This window comes from Salinivibrio sp. HTSP, assembly GCF_003390965.1.
GTDB classification, from domain to species: domain Bacteria; phylum Pseudomonadota; class Gammaproteobacteria; order Enterobacterales; family Vibrionaceae; genus Salinivibrio; species Salinivibrio kushneri.
Genome location: NZ_PXUD01000034.1, coordinates 1 through 20,384, shown reverse-complemented (window position 1 = coordinate 20,384; position 20,384 = coordinate 1). Strand labels below are relative to the sequence as shown.

The window sequence follows — 20,384 nt, the reverse complement described above, 5'->3', positions numbered from 1 at the left end:
TAACCAATTGTCTGATTACTTTATTGAAACCTGGACCTCTGCCAACGGATTGCCGCATAACAGCATCAATGCCATTGCCCAAACCTCGGATGGCTACTTGTGGTTTGCCACCTGGGAGGGTGTGGCACGTTATAACGGTTTAGAGTTTGTGCGCTTTGACCGCGGCCCTGACACACAAATGAAAGATTCAGGGACGCGCGCCCTGGCGACAGGGCCTGACAATCAACTTTATGCCGGAGGGGCACGAGGCAGCTTAGTGATGCGACAAGGCTTTTCGTGGCAGGGCCTTCCCACAGCCCCCAGTCTCATTAATGATGCGCTCCATGACCAGACAGGTGGCTTGTGGTTAGCCGTAGAGGGAATGGGGATTGCTTACTACGCCCCTGAACAGCTCTCGCAACCCGACCCCACCCCACAGACATTTATCGATACCCTCAGTAGCTATCACTTGACCCAGACCGCCGATGGTCAAGTCTATGCGGCCACCGAAAAAGGGGTCTACCAACTGTCTTTGCAAAACGGCGCGACGCCTCTCTCTTTTCACAACCTGTTTCGCAAAGCATTTTATGTCTCGAGTGGTCAGGATGGGAGCCTCCTAGTCGGCTCCGAAAATGGCGCTTGGCGCTATAAAAACAGTCGCTGGACGCCACTGGCGAGTGAGCTACTCCACCAAGCGATTACCATGGTTGAACAAGACAGCCGTGGCGCCTATTGGTTCGGGACCCTTAGCCACGGTATTGCTCACATGAAAGACCAACATATCGATTTTCTCGACGATCACCGCGGCCTGCCCAACAACCGGATATTATCCTGGTTTGAAGACAATGAGGGCAGCATTTGGATAGGCACTAACGGCGGTGCAATGCGGCTTAGATACGCACCTTTTGTGACGCTGACTCAAGACAATGGACTAGCCGGTGACTATGTACGCACCGTACTTGCTGACGATAAAAATACGGTGTGGGCAGGGGCCAGCGAGGGGTTAAGCCAAATTGATATCGTACAAGGTAATGCCAAAGTACTCGCCAAGGATATATCGGTGCTCAGTCTCGCGCCTCGAGCACAAGGTGGGGTATGGGTGGGTACCTACCAACAAGGCCTCTACTACTGGCACCAAGGCGCGCTCACTCCCGCCGAAACCCTGAACGATCAATTGCCTGACAATGAAGTCAGGGCGATTGTCGAACGTGATGGTGCATTATGGGTGGGTACACCACGTGGCTTAGTCACGTTTTCGTCTCTCCCAGGCAGTCAACCCGCGCACTCGTCAACCGTTTATCAAAAGCGTGCACACTACAATAGTCAAAATAGTGCCCTACCCGGCAACTATATTATGTCGTTAACGTTCGATGAAACGGGCAAGCTATGGATAGGCACCGGCAGCGGAGCCGGGTATCTGATCAATGAGACCATCACGCCGCTCGATTTCACCGAGCAAGAGCAAGCGCAGTATGTTTTTGGCTTTTTTCACGAGCCTGGCTACGTATGGATGGCCACTGATCGGGGTATTATCCGTTATCGACAATCTGATAGCCAACTCGCGTTAGTCGGCCGACCACATGGTCTACCGATTGATAAGTTCTTTCAAATCATCAAAGGCGATGACCAAAGTTTTTGGTTGTCCAGCAACCGAGGGATCTGGCGGGTCAACTATCATCACGCGCATCAAGTGGCGGATAAAACCCGCGCGCGTATTGACTTTGAGCATTATGATCAAAGCGATGGCATGCTGAATAGTCAGGCTAACGGCGGCTCTAATCCTGCGGCGACAAAAACCGCGGCAGGCGATATTATCTTCGCCACCGCCCAAGGCGTGACGAGTGTTAAACCCGCTCGATTGTCACAGATGCTCAGCCAGCCCTTGCCGATCGTGATGCAGAACGTGCACTTTGATGGCCAAGCGATTAACCCAGAGGCGAGCAACAGAGCTCCTGCTGGTACCAATCGCGTCTCCTTTTCCTATGCTGCGCTTGGCTATACCATGCCAGAACAAATCCAGTACCGCACCCAACTAGAGGGCTTTGAGTCTGAATGGGCCTACCGTCACGAAAACCATATTGCCGAATATACGAATTTACCACCGGGTGACTACACCTTTAAAGTCAGTGCTCGCTACCCCTATAGCAACTGGAGTGATGATGTGCTTAGCTATCGCTTCAGTGTGACCCCCTCGCTTTGGCAACGGTCAGATATACGTGCGCTGGGGTTCTTGGCCTTAGTCACCCTCGCCTACGGCGCCTTTATGTGGCGAATCCGCCGAATGCAACAAAAAGAGGCGCAGCTAAAAGCGCTGGTGGAAGAGAAAACACACGCGCTACAAGCGCAAGCTGACGATTTTGAACGTATGTCGAAAGAGGATGCATTAACCGGCCTTGCGAATCGACGCGCCTTTGACGAATACTGGCACCTGGCCTTTGATGAAGCCAACCAGTCGGGGCAGCCCTTGCAAGTAGCGATTCTAGATATTGATCATTTTAAGCGCATCAACGATCAGCATTCACACCTGGTTGGCGACCAGATTATCCAACGAATCGGAAGCTTTTTAGATAAAGAACGCGAGCACTTAAGTCATATCGCCCGCTGGGGCGGCGAGGAATTTACGTTACTGTTTGCAGGGACACCGGCCGATGGTTATCGCTACTTTGATGGATTACGCCGTCGTATCGCGGCATTGACCCTTGACGACATTGCGCCGTCATTAAAAGTGACGGTCAGCATTGGTGTGGCTGGCAATCATCAGGCCACGGATTATGTCGATGGCCTCAAGCAAGCTGACCAAGCCTTGTACCGTGCCAAGCGTGACGGACGGAACTGTGTGCGCCAACGTAGCGGACACGAGTCACAGCCATCCTAAACGTGAACGCCAAAGAAAAAAGGAGCGCGAATGCGCTCCTTTATACGATGCTTTGAATAGAGGCTTTATGGCCAAGGCTTAGGCCATGGTTTCTAAGCTCTTTTCATAAGACTCGTATTGTTTTGATACCGACTCGCTTGGGCCACCGGTTGCTTTACTCACCACAATCGCGCCCAATCCCGCAAAGATAAAGCCAGGAACAATTTCATACAAATCGAAAATACCGCCTGAAAGCTGTTTCCATACCACAACTGTCACGCCGCCGACCAAAATCGCCGTCAGTGCACCGTTACGGTTCATGTCACGCCAGAACAGACTGAGCAGCAGTGCTGGGCCAAAAGCAGCCCCAAAGCCCGCCCATGCATAAGACACCAGGCCAAGGACTGAGCTTTCTGGATCCATCGCTAAGCCGAGTGCAATTGCCGAGAGCAAAATTACCGCACCGCGACCAACCATTACCACTTCTTGCGTAGAGGCATCAGGGCGGAACACTTGTTTGTAAAAATCTTCCGCCAGCGCAGACGAGGATACCAGTAGCTGTGAATCCGCAGTACTCATGATCGCGGCCAAAATGGCGGCAAGCAGGATACCCGCGATGACAGGGTGGAATGCCGCGTTTACGAGAAGCATGAAGATTTTCTCGCCATCCTTCAGGTCACCGGTCATGTCATTTTGTACGTACAAAATACCCACCAGCCCGATAAGCACCGCACCAAACATTGATAGCGCAGACCAACCAACGGCAATGCGGCGCGCGGTGGTAATGTCTTTGTTTGAACGGGTCGCTTGGAAACGCGCCAAGATATGTGGCTGGCCAAAGTAACCTAGCCCCCATGCTGCCAGCGAGACAATGCCGATCCAAGATAGTGGCTCGCCCTCAACATCACGCCAAAGCGTCATCAGCTCGGGGTTAATCGCTGCAACATCGCTGCCGAGTTTAAAGATGCTTCCGTCCATGATCACGAAAGGCACAATCAACAGGGCTGCTGCCATCAACAAGCCTTGTACCAAGTCAGTCCAAGATACCGCCAAGAAGCCACCGAACAAGGTATAAGACACGACACAGATGGTGCCAATGACCACCGCGGTGGTGTAATCAAACCCAAACACCGTGGTGAAGAGTTTACCGCCTGCAACCAAGCCGGAGCTGGTGTAGAAAAGGAAGAAAAGCAAAATGAAGAAAGCAGAGATGGTTTGCAGCAGTTTTGATTTATCTTCAAAACGGCGAGCAAAAAACTCCGGTAACGTCAATGCGTTATCTGCTTCAATACTGTATGTACGCAGGCGTTTGGCACAAATTAACCAGTTCAGGTAAGTGCCTAACAGCAAACCGCCTGCTAACCAAAGTGATTCCATTCCCGCAGCGTAGGCATAGCCAGGAAGACCAAGCAGCAACCAACCACTCATATCTGATGCACCCGCTGACAAGGCAGCAGGCCATGGGCCTAACGAACGCCCCCCGAGGAAGTAGTCTTCGGAGTTAGATGTGCGTTTGTAGGCATATACACCAATGGCAAGCATCATGATGAGATATGCCAGAAAGGTTGCACTGATGGCATAGCTATTGTCTATCATATCTGTCCCTCAATTACATGGCCCCAATCGGGGCCATTTCTGGAAAGTTAATGTTCACCACTGCCGAGTTCCAGAAGCGTGGCATTACCACCTACAGCAGTGATATTTATGGTTCGGGTGCATTCGGTCACAAAACGCAACACATAGTCGGGCGAACCAATCACGGGATAATGAGCCGTGTCAGTTTCCGCAACCAGTGTGGCAATCACACCCTTACGTTGCGCGAGTTGGCGGTTGACGTGTCGCACGTGTGCGTCTTCCCCTGTCGTTGCCAACCCGACGATGTGTGGATGAACCAAAAGATCGTTGAGCGCATCAATACTCACGCGCACGGCCACACGATCTGGGCATCCAGCTTTCACGAGGTCGGCCAGTACAGCGTCGACCATATCAGCGTGAGTGCCCTCAACACTCACTACCACACAATTACCGGCTACCAACGCAGCGGCTAACTGACCACATAAAGCAATAGGCGTGAGCAATGCATCTCCCGTCACTGCGACGGTGCCACGTCCTGCCGTATAGAGCTCGTTAGTCTCCCCTGTTGGTCCTGGTAATTCATGTACTTTGTTGAGCAGTCGATCTGCGCTATCGCACTGGAAACGGATCATGTTCGCCGCTTTGGCAAAGTCATCTCCCCGTGCCGCAACGGTCTCAGACCACCGCTGTAATAGAGTGATGCGTCCTGCAACGGTTTGATCGTTCCAGTCTTCCCATACCGCGTCACACTGCTCTAAAACGTTATTTAATTGCTCCATCACGCTTCTCCTGATCTTGATACCAACCGGCTTATTGAACGTTTACTGACGCTTGTGTAAAGCGGTAGAGATAATGTGGTCCGCCCGCTTTCGGGCCGGTGCCTGATAGGCCACGGCCACCAAACGGCTGAACCCCAACCACGGCACCTACCTGATCGCGGTTTACATAGCAGTTACCCACGCGCGCTCGGTGCTCAATGTGTGCACACGTGGTTTCATTACGGCTATGCACACCCATGGTCAAGCCAAAGCCGGTGCGGTTGATATCGTCAATCACTTTGTCGAGCTCGTTGGCGTGATAACGAACAATGTGCAAAATCGGGCCAAAGTGCTCTTCGCTCAGTTGGTCAATGCTGCGAATTTCAAAGGCTGTCGGCGGGACAAAAGTGCCTTTATCACACTCAGCCGAAAGCGGTACCTGGGTCACCAGCTTGCCACTGCGCTTCATTTGTTCGATGTGAGCGAGCAATTTGTCTTTGGCGGTTTGATCAATCACTGGTCCCACATCGGTAGACAGCCGCTCTGGACGGCCCACCGACAGCTCCGCCATCGCGCCTTTAATCAAGCTAATCACACGATCGGCGATATCTTCTTGAATATAAAGCACGCGTAAAGCTGAACAGCGCTGCCCCGCCGAGGCAAACGCGGAACGCAATACATCACGCACGACCTGCTCGGGTAACGCGGTACTGTCTACTAGCATGGCGTTTTGTCCGCCGGTTTCTGCCACCACAGGCACAGGATCAGCGTCGCGCTCGGCTAACGTACGTGTAATACGTTGTGCGGTCGGGGTAGACCCCGTAAACGCCACACCGGCAATGCGGCTGTCTTCGGTTAATGGCGCCCCCACCACAGGCCCGCTGCCTGGAAGCAGTTGGATAACCCCTGTCGGGATCCCGGTTTCAAGTAACAGCTCAATCGCGCGATAAGCGATGATGGATGTTTGCTCTGCCGGTTTTGCTACCACGGTGTTACCGGCCACCAGCGCCGCGCTGACTTGCCCCAAAAAGATAGCTAATGGGAAGTTCCACGGGCTAATACAGGTAAAGACACCGCGACCTTGGTAGCTCACGGACTGCATCTGGCCGTCAAAGCCTGTGTATGAAAGCGGCTCGCCCTGCAACGCTTTGGCCTGCTCGGGGTAGTAACGCAAAAAGTCGACCGCTTCACGCACCTCATCAATGCTGTCATGAATCGTTTTACCGGCTTCGCGATGACAAATCGCTACCAACTCACCTAAATTCGCTTCAAGTTTATCAGCTAGGTCAAGTAAGTACTTACCACGTTCACTGACTGCGGTTTTCGACCACTCTGGATAGGCATTCGCGGCAATATCGAGTGCATTATTCACCTGATCAGACGTCGCCCAGTCAACTTGGCCGACAGGCTCCTCACGATCATAAGGCGCAGCGATAGGATGCGTATCGCCGGCCAGACGCTGGCCATTTACGATGGGGCCTGCCTGCCACTGGTATGCGCCCATAAAGGGAGCAATGCTTGCGGTGAATGGCTGCCATTCAGAGTCGATATCAGTAGCCACACCTTGAGAGTTCTTACGTGAGGGGCCAAAGATATCTAACGGCAGGGGGATACGATCGTTATGCAGTGTTGGGTTAGCGCGCAATGTATCGACAGGATCGGCGATAAGATCATCAATCGGGCAACGAGCGTCGACCAAGCGGTGAACAAAAGAGCTGTTTGCGCCATTTTCCAGTAAGCGACGCACCAAATAAGGGAGCAAGTCTTTGTGGCTGCCCACTGGGGCATAAATGCGCACCTCGGTATTAAATAAGGCTTTTGCATGGTTGTACAGCGCGTCACCCATGCCATGAAGGCGCTGGAACTCAAAGTCTTGATGGGATGCCATCGAGGCTATCGCGGCGATGGTATGGGCGTTATGACTGGCAAATTGCGGATAAATGAGGCCGCGGACATGCTCGCTCAACAGAAAACGGGCACAGGCGAGATAAGAGACATCCGTCGCCTCTTTACGGGTGAATACCGGATAGCCATGGTGTCCACCTTGCTGGCATAGTTTAATCTCGCTATCCCAGTACGCCCCTTTTACCAAGCGCATTGGGATCACATCACCTTGCTCTTTTGCTAACGCCGCTAACCAAGTAATCACAGGGAGCGCGCGTTTTGAATAGGCTTGCACCACCAAACCAAATTTACCCCAGCCCTGAACCACAGGATCGCGATATAGCTTTTCAAATAGGGCTAGCGAGAGTTCTAGACGATCCGCTTCTTCAGCATCAATGGTGATCGCCACATCTTTTTCACGGGCACGCTTGAGCAGTACCAACACAGTGTCGAACATTTCGTTCATCATGCGATCGTAGTTGGCTGCTTCATAGCGCGGATGCAAAGCCGACAGCTTAATCGACACCGACGGCGATGGACCTTGGTAGCTAGATTTGGCTTCGCCCACAGATTCAATGGCTTGTAAGTAGTCCGCTAAGTAGGCTTTAGCATCTTCTTGAGTGAGTGCCGCTTCCCCTAACATATCGAATGAGTAGGTAAAGCCGTTATTGCGGGGGCCTTCACCGTTCTTTTGCGCCTCATCAATATCACGGCCAAGCACGAACTGGTGGCCCATGATTTTCATCGCCTGATGCATGGCTTGGCGAATCACCGGCTCGGACATTTTGTTAACAAGACGGTTTATAACAGAGGCTGGTTTCCCTTCGGTGCTTTCATCCAAGGTCACCACTTTTCCGGTGAGCATCAGTCCCCACGTTGAGGCATTAACAAACAGGGAGTCGGAGTGGCGCAAATGGGCTTTCCAGTCAGCAACACTCAGTTTATCGCGGATAAGTGCATCGGCCGTGTGCGAATCAGGGATCCGCATCAGCGCTTCAGCCAGACACATCAACAAAATCCCTTCACGGGTATCCAGGCTGTACTCAAGCAAGAGCGCATCAATCATTTGAACGGCTTTTTTATCCGCCCGCACCTGCTCAATCAACTGCGTGGCTTGACGACGTGTTTGCTCACGCTCACTGTCAGTGGCTTCCGCTAAGGGAATTAACTGTTGAAGCCATAGGCTTTCGTCAACGCAATACAGCGGAGAGATTTCAGACCAGATCTGCGCTAGTGGGCGCTCGATAAACGAGGGCTGCATAGCATCGATGGCTTTAAACATAGTGGTATCCTCACTCACGTCCTCCCAAACTCGGGCAGGAAAAATGTTACGTCATTGTTACTTTGCGATCGATTCTATGCGTGGTCTATCAGTAGGGTCTTACAAAATACACCGGCATTATTGCAAAATCCTCCGATGATTAACAAATAAAGCTGTCGATCGCCATAATGGCATAACAAATGAAGTGCATATTATTGATGCCTGAGACGGCGAAAGCACATCGGGCCAAGCTTAAACCGAGCCCTTAAACTTGGCAGGAGAAAGGCCAAAATAGCGAGAAAATGCATTAGTGAAACCGCTTTGGCTAGAGAAACCGCAGCTATCGGCAATTTGTGCCATGGTCAATTCACTTTCTTTAATCAGTTGTTTCGCTAAGGCAAAGCGTTTTTCAAGCACATATTGATGTGGCGTGGTGCCCACCTGCTCTTTAAATAACTGGTGGAATTGGCTTTCAGCCAGAAAAACACTGCCCGCTAACTGCGCCACCGAGATTTTGCGGCTGATGTGCTGATGAATATAACGGTCAATGATATCCATGTTTAAACGGTGACCATCACGTCGCGGAGAAACATGGTCACGGAAATGGCGATGTAACACGCACATCAGCGTATCCGCACAAGCGCGGCTAAGCAGCAAATCAGACGGGTTGGCGATCATCTCTGCGGTCAGCGCCTTGATCAGCATTTGCGCGTGAGTGTCGAGTTGGAAGTAAGGCTCGCGACTAAACAAACGCGCAATGTTGTCATGCATGGACGCATGCCCCACCCATTCTTGGTATGGAAGATTAATCACCAGAATTTCATTACGTCCAACCCCGGTAAACGCATGCTCGTGTGATTCCTCCACCAAACAGCCTTGGCCTGGGCCAACCAGACTGCCACGCCCATCAACATCGAATTCCGTTTGCCCTTGCAGACCAATCACGACCTGCTTGTACTCATGGCTATGGTGAAGCTGTTGCCGAGGCAAGGCGATCACTTCAGAGACTTTGGGTGTTTTCACCACCATGGCTCTCCCTCTCGGTGCGGATTACGGGTTTGCCGTCAACCATTCAACTTCCTCTTTCATTATTCTGGCACGCTTGTCACCCGTGTGCGACTGGATTCTCTATGCTTATTCTCAACGTTGCGGAACAATGATCAAGTAGTGTATTTTTTACGGCCTATGTCATTTTGACGCTAAAAATGCGAAGGATCCCTCATGTATTGCACATTGATCGGGGTAATATCGAGAACAATGCGATAAAAAAACCACCTCTGATATATGCAAATAACATAAAATTCAACGATTTAATTTTTATTCGATGGGAATATCACTTACTTGATCATTGTTTCGAGGCGATCAAAGGGGATCAACACCTTGATCATTCTTCCGTTTTATTGTGCCGTCACGCAATCTTATTTGAAGCAAGCCACCGCTTAAGGTAATCTCGCATAAACATTAAAACCATGAGCACAGTTGCACCGATCACGTCGCAGAATGCTGACTGCCGTCAAATAATTAGCACGGTTTGCGTGGCAACGCGGGTTTCCGTGATAGTCTACTTTTTGGACATAGGTATTATTATTGCGACATGCGTAAGCAAGGGAACTATGACAACGAAATATATAAAAGCGTTATGCTTAGCGCTCCCTCCCCTACTGCTAACCGAGTTGGCGTTCGCTGAAAACGCGTCTTCCGCTGATAATCTCGATCCGGTCAGTGAGTTGGTTGAGAAGCTCCGCGATAAAGAAGAAACGTTGGAGACTCGAAACGATGAACTGGCTCTGCAGCAGGCGAAATTGGATGACCTTTTGGTCAAGCGCGCGACGTTAGAAGATGAACTGAGTAACCTGAAGCGCAAACGCAGTAATGCTAAAGCAGAGCTGGATGCGAAATTTCAGGATTTAATCGCTGACCCGAGCACAGATATCAGCCCGTATCAGCAGGCCTACCAACAAGCATGGCAGCAGGTGAACAATCACCAGCAAAAACAAGCTGCCAACGAGTCCGCCATTATTGAGCAGAAGAAACGACTGGCGAAACTTGAACGAGAACAAGCCCTATTGGCAACCACCCTTGAGAATTTACATGAGGCCATGCGCGAAGCACGTGCAGAGCGTCTACGTAAAGAACTCACCCAAAAAGACACGATTGAAGTTGTCCATAGCTTGACCTGTTCACCCAACATGACATTGTCGGCGTGCGCGAACCAAGGAAAGACGCTGGCCATGCAAAAAGCGATTCGTGACTTCCGAGGCCAGGTAACGGACTTTGTGACCGAATCCAATGCGGTGAAGGAAAATATCGATAAAGTGGCGTTTAATATCCACGTCACTAACAGTGAAGTCGTTGACGCGGGCTTTACCGGTGGTATGGACTACACAACGCGTATTAACGCCGAGCTGGTAAGCCGTCCCGATAAAACGGCGGCATGTCGACTGCTTGATCTAGAAGACAGATACTGTGTTGAAACCACTCAAGCACAGCAGCAGGCCAATCGTAAACAGCAAGCGAAACGCTGGGTTAACGTGACGATACGCTCCAATCGTTACGATGACAGTGTGACCATTAATGATGTGTCATACGGCAGCACACCGGTAGAACTCATGCTACCCGTCGGTAACCATGACTTAACGGTCACCAAACCGGGTTTTGTTCCCTACGATCGAGAAGTGTATTTAGGTAAAGATCAGGTAGTGTGGGCCAAACTGAAAGAGCAACCTAACCAGCCACCAAGTCCTGGGAAGAAGTTTACCGACCCGGTTGCCAATAATCTCGAAGCACCGCAAATGGTGGTGATCGGCGCTGGCGAATACAAAGTCGGGCCAGATGCAGGTGAAAATGTGGCTATTCAGCAATCATTTGCGATGGGCGCCACCCCCGTCACGGTAGAGCAGTTTGACGCCTTTGTCACCGCCTCCGGTTATGTCACCGCAGCCGAACAAGGTAATGGCTGCGATAAGCTGGTAAATGGCGAGATCAACCAAAGCTTGGATACAGACTGGCGTCAACCCGGCTTTGATCAAGCGGCCGACTCCCCAGTCGTTTGTGTCAATAAAGATGATGCCGAGGCTTACACCGAGTGGCTAAGCCAGCAAACGGGTCAGCGCTACGCGCTTCCAAACGACGTTGAGTGGGAAGTTGCTGCCCGTGGTGGCACGGAAAGCGATTACTGGTGGGGCAATGAAATCGGTGTCGGCAACGCCAATACCGGCTGGAGCGGCACGGTATGGTCAAACGACCGCACCTCGCCGGTTAAAAGCTTTCCGCCTAACCCGTTCGGTGTTTATGACACCGCAGGCAATGTTTGGGAGTGGGTAAGCAATGATACCCCTATTGCTCGCGGCGGTGCGTGGAACTTTTCACCTCAACGCTCTCGCGTTTCCGAGCGTTTGGAGTTAGGAGAGAACACCAGCGCCAATTACCTTGGGTTCCGCGTGGTGCGAGATATCAAAACACCTTGATCTCACTCGCCTCATCACAATAGTAGAAAACACACGCCGCTACTCGTTAGCGGCGTTTTTTCGAGTAAGATAAAATCAACAATCTTGATATTAAGTTGCTTTACTCAATGTCAATAGGTCAAATCCCCCCTACCCAACGTCTAGTCTTCTGGATATAGTAGACCCCGTAAACGCAATTTGTCCCGATAGACGCGTTTGCAGTTCCTAACACTGTTAGGTGCAGTTAGATAACGATCTTGTATCAACAACCCTCATGATACCAGTGAATTATCTAAACAACCTCTTCTACACGTCGTACAGGATAACTCCCTTTGGGGAAATCTTGTCTTTGCCGGCTTTATGCCGGCTTTTTTTTATGCTCCAATAACGTGTCCGTTTTTCTATATCTTGATGGGCGATGACGTCCAATAATAATAACAACGAATGGGTAAGCGATATGAATCACGTTCCTCCTGCTCTGTCTATGCTCGAGCAATTACCCGGCTGCTGGGGCTGCAAAGATACACAATCGGTATTTGTTTACGCCAATAGTGAATACTGCCGTCTTGTGGGCCTCAAACAACCGCAAGACTGCATAGGCAAGACAGATCATGATATGCCCTGCCCCACCACGCGTTGTGCCGATCAATTTCAAGCGCAAGACCAATACGTGATGAAAACAGGCAAGCGACTCCGTGTGCTCGATATTCATCCCTATGCCAATGGCCGTTGGCATGCGCACCTGTTTACCAAAACGCCTTGGTTTAATGAACAGGGGCATATTTGTGGGGTCATGTTCTGTGGCCAGGAGCTGAGCGACACCGCCATTTTAGAAGTGGGACATTGGGTGTGCCGTGCAGTCACTCACCCTGAACAGGCATTATCCGATCATCATCATGGTGAAGCTCAGGTACACCTGACATCGCGAGAGCGGGAGGTACTGTTCCTTCATCTGCATGGCAAGAAACCGCAATTGATCGCGCAGACATTGTCAGTATCCGTCAAAACCATCGAAAATCACTTTGCGCATTTACGTGAAAAGTTCGATGTCGACTCCAAAGCAGGCTTACTCGAGCATGCGCTCGCGCAAGGATTTGGCTCCGCGATTCCAGAAAGCTTGTTAACCCAGCAATTGTCTGTGGTGCTACGAGGTTAATCAGACAGCGCCCAGTTCAACAGTGCGCCCTCTTGCCGCCAGTCCTGCGCGATGAGGGCGCTAAGATGTCCCTCGTCGCGATCATCAAAGGGGCGGCGGCTATGGCGCTAAGCGTTCAATCGCCCAGCTGTCATCCTCTTGGCGTTGATATAAGAAACGATCGTGTAAGCGGTGCTCGCCACCTTGCCAAAACTCAATGCTTTTAGGCTTGATGCGATAACCGCCCCAGAATGTAGGGACAGGCACTTCCCCTTTCTCGAACTGTTTTTTCAGCTCCAAAAACTTGCCTTCTAACGCCGAGCGTGCTGATAAACGTTCGCTTTGTTTGCTCGCCCATGCCGCGATCTGGCTTTCTTTGGGGCGAGAAGTGAAATACTTAAACACCTCCTTTTTACTCAGAGGCTCCGCCTCCCCCATAATATGGACTTGTCGCTCGATAAAATGCCAAGGAAAGTGCAAGCTAATCTTGCTGTTTTTTTTCAAATGCAGCGCTTTGCGACTTCCCAAGTTGGTGTAAAACACAAACCCCTCTTGATTAAAGTCTTTAAGCAAAACGATGCGCTGAAAAGGTTGTCCATCTTCATCAACCGTGGCGACAGTCATTGCGGTTGGATCTGGCACTTGGGTATCAATGGCTTGTTGCAACCACTGGCCAAATAAATCCATGGGCGCATCGGGTAAATCATCACGACGTAATCCCCCTTGGGTGTACTCTCTTCGAATGTCTGACAACTCCATTGCTTTCTCCAATTCGTTTATTTTCAACTATTTTGCGCAGGTCTTTGTCAATAAACAAGCACAAACCGATTACGTGGCTGCCAATACAAAGATCAGTCTGTTCTCTCTTAGAGGTATTGACATTAACACTTACGCCTTCACGTCACTTTTCTCTTTAACTCGCGCACCAGCACAAAAGCGCGCTAAAAGTCTAAACTAGAAGCTAACAACATAGGAAACGGGTCAAGTCCACTCATGAACATCGATGACCACGCAAAAGCGACGCTCAAAGCTATAACCTAGGTCACCGCTATGGCAAACTTCTTGTCATACGACCACGACGCTCAGGACCATTTTACGATGAGTTAGGAGCCCGAAACGATATCTCCAGTCGTCAAACATGGGACTTAAAGAGGGAAGCTCGAGGGAGCATGAACTATTTTTACTCGTCAACCTCAGTCTTAAAGCGAAACCATTTATGAAGCAATGGCATATTGCCGGGTTATGTTTGTTGCTCTCTCTCAGCGCGATGAGTCTGACCACCAAAGAGTCACGCTGGGTGGGGCAAGTGTCGAGCTTTTATGGTGAACGCGCGGGTAAGCGTGTCACAGCATGGCGCAACATGGTGGAAAAGACCCAAGGCTTATCAGAGCAAGAAAAGCTGCGCAAGGTGAATGATTTTTTTAATCAGATGTACTTTGTCGATGATATCGACCTATGGGGAAAAAAAGATTACTGGGCAACGCCTTTAGAGTTTCTTGGTGCCGCCGCCGGTGATTGTGAAGATTTTAGTATCGCAAAATACTTTTCGCTTCGCGAGTTAGGCATTGATGATAAAAAGCTGCGCCTGGTGTACGTAAAAGCAATCCGTCTCGACCAATTTCATATGGTCGTTGCGTATTACCCAACGCCGTCCTCCGAGCCGGTGCTACTCGATAACTTAGATCCAGCAATTAAACGTGCGTCGTTAAGACGCGATCTGCTTCCTATATATAGCTTTAATGGTAGCCGACTATGGTTAATGAAAGAACGCGGCCAAGGCGAGCTTGCTGGCAACGCCTCCCGACTTGGCCTTTGGAATGATTTACGTAGCCGTATCGACACCTTAAAGATGAAAAAACCGATTAGACAATTTGATAGGTAAACACCGATGACGTTATTCAACCAAATATTCTCATGGATGCTAGTGATTTTCTTCTGCATAGTGCTGGCCGTCTTCGGTATCGAGCTGAACACCACACGCAACTTTTTACTCAATCAGCAAACCTCTGATATCAACAACACGGTCAATTCGATGGGGTTAGCCTTGGCACCCTATTTAGAATCGGAGGATAAAGTCGCCGCCGAGTCAGTGATCAATGCGTTTTTTGATGGCGGCTTTTATCGCGAGGTTAATTTGACCTTGCTGTCAGATAACAGCGAGATTGTTCGCGAGTACCCGGTACAAATTCAGGGCGTTCCCCAGTGGTTTATCGATCTCGATATTTTTCCTGTGATCACAGAAAAGCAAACCATCACCAGTGGTTGGATGCAACTTGCCGAAGTCGAAGTGGTCGCGCATCCAGGGTATGCATATAAGCAACTATGGAAATCATTTGTCCAGCTAGGGACAATTCTGGCGATTATCTTTTTGGTCGCGTCCGTGATCATCGGCTGGCAATTACAGCGCTCTCTGAGACCGCTTGCGCGCATTACGGCCAAAGCGGGCGAAATCGCCAAAAACAAATTTGGTGATCCCATTCCGCTTCCTCCCACGACAGAGCTTAAAACCGTGGTCAATGCCATTAATGTCATGACCGATCAGCTCAAAAACTACTTTGAACAACAAGCAAAAGAAGCCGACCGGTTACGTAAAACCGCCTATCGAGATGCGGTATCTGGCCTCGGTAACCGCAGCTTCTATGTTGGCCAGCTTAAATCTTGGTTAACCGAGTCTGGTGTTGGCGGTATGGCGTTAATTAAAGTGGATCTCATTGGGGAGGCCTATAAAAACCATGGCTTCGAAGCGGGGGACCGTGTGGTTGAGCAATTTGCGAATAACCTCACTACCACGATTATCAGCGACGACAACATGACCGCAGCGCGTTTGAGCAAAGATGAATTTGTGATCCTAGCCCCGAATTCAGACCCTGATGACTTACGCTTGCTCGGCGAGAGTGTGCTCGCCATGGTCGTGGACATGCAAGCGGATCCGACCGGCCTCACGCCACCTAAGGTAGCGGTTGGGTTAGCTATCAATGGCGGCGGGAACCAGGATGCCAGCGTGCTACTGTCACAAGCAGATAATGCCTTATCACAAGCACGCAATACGCCGGAGCACCCTGTCGTACTGATTGACCAATCCATCGGTGACGCTGCAATGGGTAAACAGCAATGGAAAGCACTGCTGCATGAAGCCGTCGCACAAGAGCTGTTTGTGTTCAAATACCAACCCGCCACAGACAGCGAATCAAACCGATTGCATCAAGAGGTTTTTTCTGCAATAGAAAAAGACGGTCAGTATTATGGGGCTGGGCACTTTTTAGGGGCCGTGGAACAGCTCCAGCTGGGTGAGACCCTCGATAAGTATGTCATTACTCACGTGCTTAAGACATTATCTCAAGATGCCAGTGTCGGGCCATTGGCGGTGAATCTCACCTTGAGTAGTGTGACCAATGCGTCGTTTATTCGTTGGTTGGGAACAACCTTGTATCAGCACCGCAAACTGGCCGGCCAACTGTTATTTGAGATCCCAGAGGTCGCTTTTGTTCGTCATGCTGATCACACTGGCTTGTTGATCGATCAAATCCGTCAAGCAGGCTTCCAATTTGGCGTCGATAATTATGGTCGCAACTTTCAGTCTTTGGATTACTTGCAACGCTTTAAGCCCGATTACGTAAAAATAGACTTTGCCTATACCAGCCATATAGAAGACGATGCCCAAGGGCATGTCTTGGCATCAATTTGTCGCACCGCGCATAACTTAAATATCACCACTATCGCGACACGCGTGGAAACAGACGCACAACTTGCTCACCTTTCCGAGCTTTTCGTCAATGGTTTCCAAGGCTATATCTTCAATAACACTCAGGACAGCCATGGTTAAAGATCCGCTCCTGCAATCATTGATTTATGTATCGCGTTACTTCGGTAACGCGAACTCCCCCGATGCCTTTGTCTCTGGACTTCCTATCTCCGACGGCTACCTCTCACCTTTTTTACTTCCCCGCGCGGCTGAGCGAGCGGGGATGGTACTTCAAGCCTTAAAAGAAGGGAAAATCCGTAAGGTTGGTTAACAGTTTACACTGTAAATCAGCATTAACCATTGCCTTGATACGGTTTTAATTCAATCGCCGCGTTATCATAAAACAAATGTGATGGACCATGCTCTGAGTGAATCACGTGCTTGTCTTCACCGATAGTACAATGGACTCGATTCAGTAGTGACTTAGTCGCAATGATACTGGCGGCTTTGTATCCGCTTTCTATCGCCGCATCTGTTTCTTCCATCGTGGCTTCTATTTCACTTAGCTCGGTAGACAGGTGCTCGCGTGTCGACCTTGTTCTTTCCACCATGGCCGCGTCGCGCTTCTCTTCTGGAACAGCGTCAAGTTTTTTCTCTGCCGCCTGGATCTTGTCCAGTTGGGCACTTTTCTCTTCCCAGCTTTTGTTTAGATTGACGAGTTCCCGTTTCAGTATCGGCAGACGCGGGAAACAATGGATATACGTATGCGCCCCTGCGCTGGCGCCGATAATCGCCGCCTGTACTTTCTCACCGACTTCATGTTGACCGCCCGCTAATGTCCCTTTGCGCTTGGTGGCATCAGTAATGATGATTGACTGCCCCACATGTGTTTTGCAGTGCATCGCATGCAAGGTAAGTTCTAGGTTTTGATTGGCACAGAGCGTGGCATACTGCGCGAACTTGGCAACGATATTGCCCTCCGCAATCAGGGTACAATTAATATCAGAATCGGCTGCAACTTGTCGGCCGATAATCCCGTTCTGGACAATAATGTCGGCACCGGCGGAGATGGTCGCCGATTCTACCACTCCTCCTACCGTGACGGTTCCCGATGCCGTGACCTTCATACCCACTTCGACATCCCCTTTAATCACCACACTGCCTTCAAAGTTGACATGCCCAGTACCGACATCAACCGCATCTAAGCTCAAGGCATCATCGACAGCCACGCCGTCTTTTTGTAACCGAGGGATCCCGGCCATGGTCGCCACCAAAATATTCGGATCTTTGTTACTAAACTCACTACCTGGGTGAGCGGTGAGTGTCATTGGCTGACCGGACGAGGTCGACAACACTGAGCCAGTGACCGTGAAGCCCTCATAACCCGACGTTTCTGGGATCAGTTTAGCTAACGGCTGTCCTTGCTTCACCATCACCATTTCCCCCAAATCACGCATATCAACGGTTCCATCTTCACGCTGTTTGGGACGACGAACACGCTCGGTAGGATCTTCAATGAGATAGACAAGATGTGCATCTTCCCCGGCGATAGGCTGTCGGCCGAATGCAACGGGCACATCGAGATATTCACCAGGTTTGAGCTTTCCTGATGCGGAGAGAAGTTTTTGCAGGGTTGGTTTTTTTATCCCTCGAACGATATTAGCATCACGCAGTGTCGAAAGAATGTCATCGGCTTTCAGTCCACGCCCGCCACAAGCGCCGTTAACGATCAAATAGGCCGTCATTTTATCATCGGCGATACGCGCCTCGATAGTTGCATCACGGCGTTCTGCTATAATGAAATCTTCAGACTCAGCATCATCCGGCGAGACATTTAACTTGGTGAGTGCTGACTCTATCGTATCATCAAAACAAAAAAAGCCATCGACTTGGTTGCTCACCAACCAGTCCTTAATCTGTTTTTTCTCTATGGGTTGGCCATTTGTATGCTCGACGTTCCCTGCCGATAAATATACACGCTGACCATCCTGAGAGACGCGGAGGATATCGTCTAGCATCTCGCTCCCTGCCTATCTGATCCTTGTGGCGGCTTTATTAGCCCAGTAAACCACTTGGCAACGCGCTTGCTCCATCATCTTGTGGAACGTTACGCTCGACTGTCGTCACTGATTAGATTAGTCCAAATCCAATGCCAGTGTGCGCAATTGTCTCATTTATAATAAATTATACAGGTTTATCGTTTATGGGAGCAGGATCACTGATAAAAACGTGACCAGGGTAGGATTAATTCATTGGCCCTCTGCATGCTCCCCACAATGATCGACATTAGAACGATTTACAGTGTAAATACGCGTCATACGTGACAGCGTTTACACTGTAAATCAAGCCAATGCCACGTGTTTCGTTTACATTGTAAATCGCTCATGTCGTCAGGTGCATGTGAACATAGTCCCGTATTCGAGATTCCGCGTCCTTCTTTCCCGCAAACTGATATCGGGTGCAAACCACAGACCAAGGCACCCCTAACAAAATACGGCTAACCAGAATGGGGAGTGTGGCGTTCTCGCCCTTTTTCCCGTCACAACGAATATGATGATATAACCAAGTCTGTAGACTCGAGAGGGCAGCATCGACTCCTACACCACCGGCAACAAACCCATCGAGTTGTTGTCTTGCTTCCTCCGGTAGCGGTGTGGTTGGTAACCCTGCAATGATAGACATAGCAATGTCCGTTTCCATCCGTTGATGGCTAGTGAGCATCTGAATGGGAAGACTTTGCCTAAACAAGCGTAACGCCAGATCACACCATCTCAAAGGCTGGATAGGTTTAAGCATTTGCAGTGAGTAGCAGCCACTGGCTTGATCGCGTTTCAATCCCAGTTTAACCGGCTTAAACCCTTGCTTAAACCAAAACAGCGTCAACGATGCGGTTGCACCGAAGCTAACCCCTACCCCAACTACCGAGGCTTCAGCCGCGTGTTGATTCACGACGGCGAGCAACCGTCGACCGACGCCTTGGTGTCGATAGGGCTCGGACACGGCAATACGTTGCACGCGCCAAAGCCTGTCGTGCAAAACCTCAGCCTCCCCCAAATGCGCGGCGACAGATTGGCTAAACAGATGCCCTTTTATCCGGCGTTGCCCAGCAACAACCGCCTGGCACGTTTGCCAATCAACCCCACCCTCTTGACTCACGACACACGCGGCAACCAACTTATCGTTGCGCCAGCCGGCAAAGATTAAGAGAGCGTCATCGTCCAGAAGACGGGCTAAATCGTTAGGCGATGTTTGATAATGGGCGGCGATCAGTAGTGTGAATAACTGCCGTAAACACGCCTCGTCTTGATACAACTGGTGACGGCTAATCGGTTCAATCACCACATTTTTAACCCACTCGGTCTCAAGCATATCGGCCCGTTCCGTCGCTAAGTCGTCGTCGCCATTGAGTAAAAAGAGGGCATTCAAGGTACGCTCAACCGGATCATCATCAGCCCATCGCATGGGGGCGGTGAGCTTTAAGGTACGCCATTGTGGCTGCTCTGCATCCAACATTTGCTTGAGTCGGAGCGTAAAAGCCCGTCCTGTCCCTTCATAGCCATGCTCTGTCGTGGCAATCGCGACGCGACTGTATTGATTCAACCATTGGCTTATAATCGGAAGCGGGATCGCCGCGGCCTCATCAACCAGTAACAAGTCCGCCGCTGGCGCGTCTTGCAACAGCGCATCAGGCGCGATAAAGCGTATCTGGCTTCCTTGATAATCGATTTTTTGACCGGCGTCATCAACCTGAAGGGTGGCTTTCAGATGATGAAAAAGCGTTGATGCATGGGCAGGGGAAGGCGATGACAC

At 50.4% G+C, this 20,384-nt stretch carries 13 protein-coding genes; 6 read left to right on the top strand and 7 right to left on the bottom strand.

Annotated elements, in window-relative coordinates; genetic code table 11:
* Nucleotides 1-7 precede the first annotated feature (7 nt).
* Nucleotides 8-2,854, top strand: coding sequence for a ligand-binding sensor domain-containing diguanylate cyclase (locus C7A19_RS07620; RefSeq protein ID WP_162300258.1), 2,847 nt, complete (start codon nucleotides 8-10; stop codon nucleotides 2,852-2,854).
* A 78-nt stretch (nucleotides 2,855-2,932) separates the two neighbouring features.
* Here C7A19_RS07620 and putP read toward each other — a convergent pair whose 3' ends face one another.
* From putP to C7A19_RS07600, 4 genes are all read right to left on the bottom strand, one after another.
* A complete protein-coding gene (putP, locus tag C7A19_RS07615) occupies nucleotides 2,933-4,429 on the bottom strand; it encodes a sodium/proline symporter PutP (RefSeq protein ID WP_116644615.1) in 1,497 nt (498 codons plus the stop codon).
* 47 nt (nucleotides 4,430-4,476) lie between these two features.
* A complete protein-coding gene (locus C7A19_RS07610) occupies nucleotides 4,477-5,187 on the bottom strand; it encodes an aldehyde dehydrogenase family protein (protein WP_116644614.1) in 711 nt (236 codons plus the stop codon).
* A gap of 31 nt (nucleotides 5,188-5,218) precedes the next feature.
* Nucleotides 5,219-8,332 (bottom strand): bifunctional proline dehydrogenase/L-glutamate gamma-semialdehyde dehydrogenase PutA, encoded by a 3,114-nt coding sequence (gene putA, locus C7A19_RS07605; RefSeq protein ID WP_116644613.1) that lies wholly within the window; start codon nucleotides 8,330-8,332, stop codon nucleotides 5,219-5,221.
* A gap of 231 nt (nucleotides 8,333-8,563) precedes the next feature.
* Complete coding sequence (locus tag C7A19_RS07600; RefSeq protein ID WP_077606648.1) at nucleotides 8,564-9,340, bottom strand: AraC family transcriptional regulator; 777 nt, start codon at nucleotides 9,338-9,340, stop codon at nucleotides 8,564-8,566.
* A 584-nt stretch (nucleotides 9,341-9,924) separates the two neighbouring features.
* Between C7A19_RS07600 and C7A19_RS07595 the strand changes: the two genes are divergently transcribed.
* On the top strand, nucleotides 9,925-11,778 hold the full coding sequence (locus tag C7A19_RS07595; RefSeq protein WP_116644612.1) for an SUMF1/EgtB/PvdO family nonheme iron enzyme: 1,854 nt from the start codon (nucleotides 9,925-9,927) through the stop codon (nucleotides 11,776-11,778).
* 436 nt (nucleotides 11,779-12,214) lie between these two features.
* Entirely contained in the window at nucleotides 12,215-12,913 is a 699-nt protein-coding gene (locus tag C7A19_RS07590; protein WP_077458848.1) for a helix-turn-helix transcriptional regulator, read from the top strand.
* A gap of 99 nt (nucleotides 12,914-13,012) precedes the next feature.
* On the opposite strand, the gene pdxH is transcribed toward C7A19_RS07590, so the two are convergent.
* Nucleotides 13,013-13,651, bottom strand: coding sequence for a pyridoxamine 5'-phosphate oxidase (pdxH, locus tag C7A19_RS07585; RefSeq protein WP_102504806.1), 639 nt, complete (start codon nucleotides 13,649-13,651; stop codon nucleotides 13,013-13,015).
* A gap of 457 nt (nucleotides 13,652-14,108) precedes the next feature.
* Here pdxH and C7A19_RS07580 point away from each other — a divergent pair, with 457 nt between their 5' ends.
* From C7A19_RS07580 to C7A19_RS07570, 3 genes are read left to right on the top strand one after another with little or no spacing between them, the layout of a single operon-like run.
* On the top strand, nucleotides 14,109-14,774 hold the full coding sequence (locus C7A19_RS07580) for a transglutaminase-like cysteine peptidase (protein WP_077485037.1): 666 nt from the start codon (nucleotides 14,109-14,111) through the stop codon (nucleotides 14,772-14,774).
* Nucleotides 14,775-14,780: 6 nt separating this feature from the next.
* Nucleotides 14,781-16,715 carry an EAL domain-containing protein gene (locus C7A19_RS07575; RefSeq protein WP_116644611.1) on the top strand — a complete coding sequence of 645 codons (1,935 nt, stop codon included), beginning with the start codon at nucleotides 14,781-14,783 and terminating at the stop codon, nucleotides 16,713-16,715.
* Nucleotides 16,708-16,905 (top strand): hypothetical protein, encoded by a 198-nt coding sequence (locus tag C7A19_RS07570; RefSeq protein ID WP_116644610.1) that lies wholly within the window; start codon nucleotides 16,708-16,710, stop codon nucleotides 16,903-16,905. The genes C7A19_RS07575 and C7A19_RS07570 overlap by 8 nt, the downstream gene beginning before the upstream one ends.
* 22 nt (nucleotides 16,906-16,927) lie before the next feature.
* Here the strand turns inward: C7A19_RS07570 and C7A19_RS07565 are convergent, their stop codons facing one another.
* Nucleotides 16,928-18,592: a FapA family protein gene (locus C7A19_RS07565; protein WP_116644609.1), complete on the bottom strand. Its 1,665-nt coding sequence runs from the start codon at nucleotides 18,590-18,592 to the stop codon at nucleotides 16,928-16,930.
* A 364-nt stretch (nucleotides 18,593-18,956) separates the two neighbouring features.
* The coding region (locus C7A19_RS07560) for a GNAT family N-acetyltransferase (RefSeq protein WP_155522556.1) at nucleotides 18,957-20,384 on the bottom strand (1,428 nt) is incomplete at its 5' end.

Bases quoted from the DNA above. Each gene is read 5' to 3' on its own strand.
- C7A19_RS07580 (WP_077485037.1), top strand. From the start codon at position 14,109: ATGAAGCAATGGCATATTGCCGGGTTATGTTTGTTGCTCTCTCTCAGC.
- putA (WP_116644613.1), bottom strand. From the start codon at position 8,332: ATGTTTAAAGCCATCGATGCTATGCAGCCCTCGTTTATCGAGCGCCCA.
- C7A19_RS07610 (WP_116644614.1), bottom strand. From the start codon at position 5,187: ATGGAGCAATTAAATAACGTTTTAGAGCAGTGTGACGCGGTATGGGAA.
- C7A19_RS07570 (WP_116644610.1), top strand. From the start codon at position 16,708: ATGGTTAAAGATCCGCTCCTGCAATCATTGATTTATGTATCGCGTTAC.
- C7A19_RS07565 (WP_116644609.1), bottom strand. From the start codon at position 18,592: ATGCTAGACGATATCCTCCGCGTCTCTCAGGATGGTCAGCGTGTATAT.
- pdxH (WP_102504806.1), bottom strand. From the start codon at position 13,651: ATGGAGTTGTCAGACATTCGAAGAGAGTACACCCAAGGGGGATTACGT.
- putP (WP_116644615.1), bottom strand. From the start codon at position 4,429: ATGATAGACAATAGCTATGCCATCAGTGCAACCTTTCTGGCATATCTC.
- C7A19_RS07595 (WP_116644612.1), top strand. From the start codon at position 9,925: ATGACAACGAAATATATAAAAGCGTTATGCTTAGCGCTCCCTCCCCTA.
- C7A19_RS07600 (WP_077606648.1), bottom strand. From the start codon at position 9,340: ATGGTGGTGAAAACACCCAAAGTCTCTGAAGTGATCGCCTTGCCTCGG.
- C7A19_RS07575 (WP_116644611.1), top strand. From the start codon at position 14,781: ATGACGTTATTCAACCAAATATTCTCATGGATGCTAGTGATTTTCTTC.
- C7A19_RS07590 (WP_077458848.1), top strand. From the start codon at position 12,215: ATGAATCACGTTCCTCCTGCTCTGTCTATGCTCGAGCAATTACCCGGC.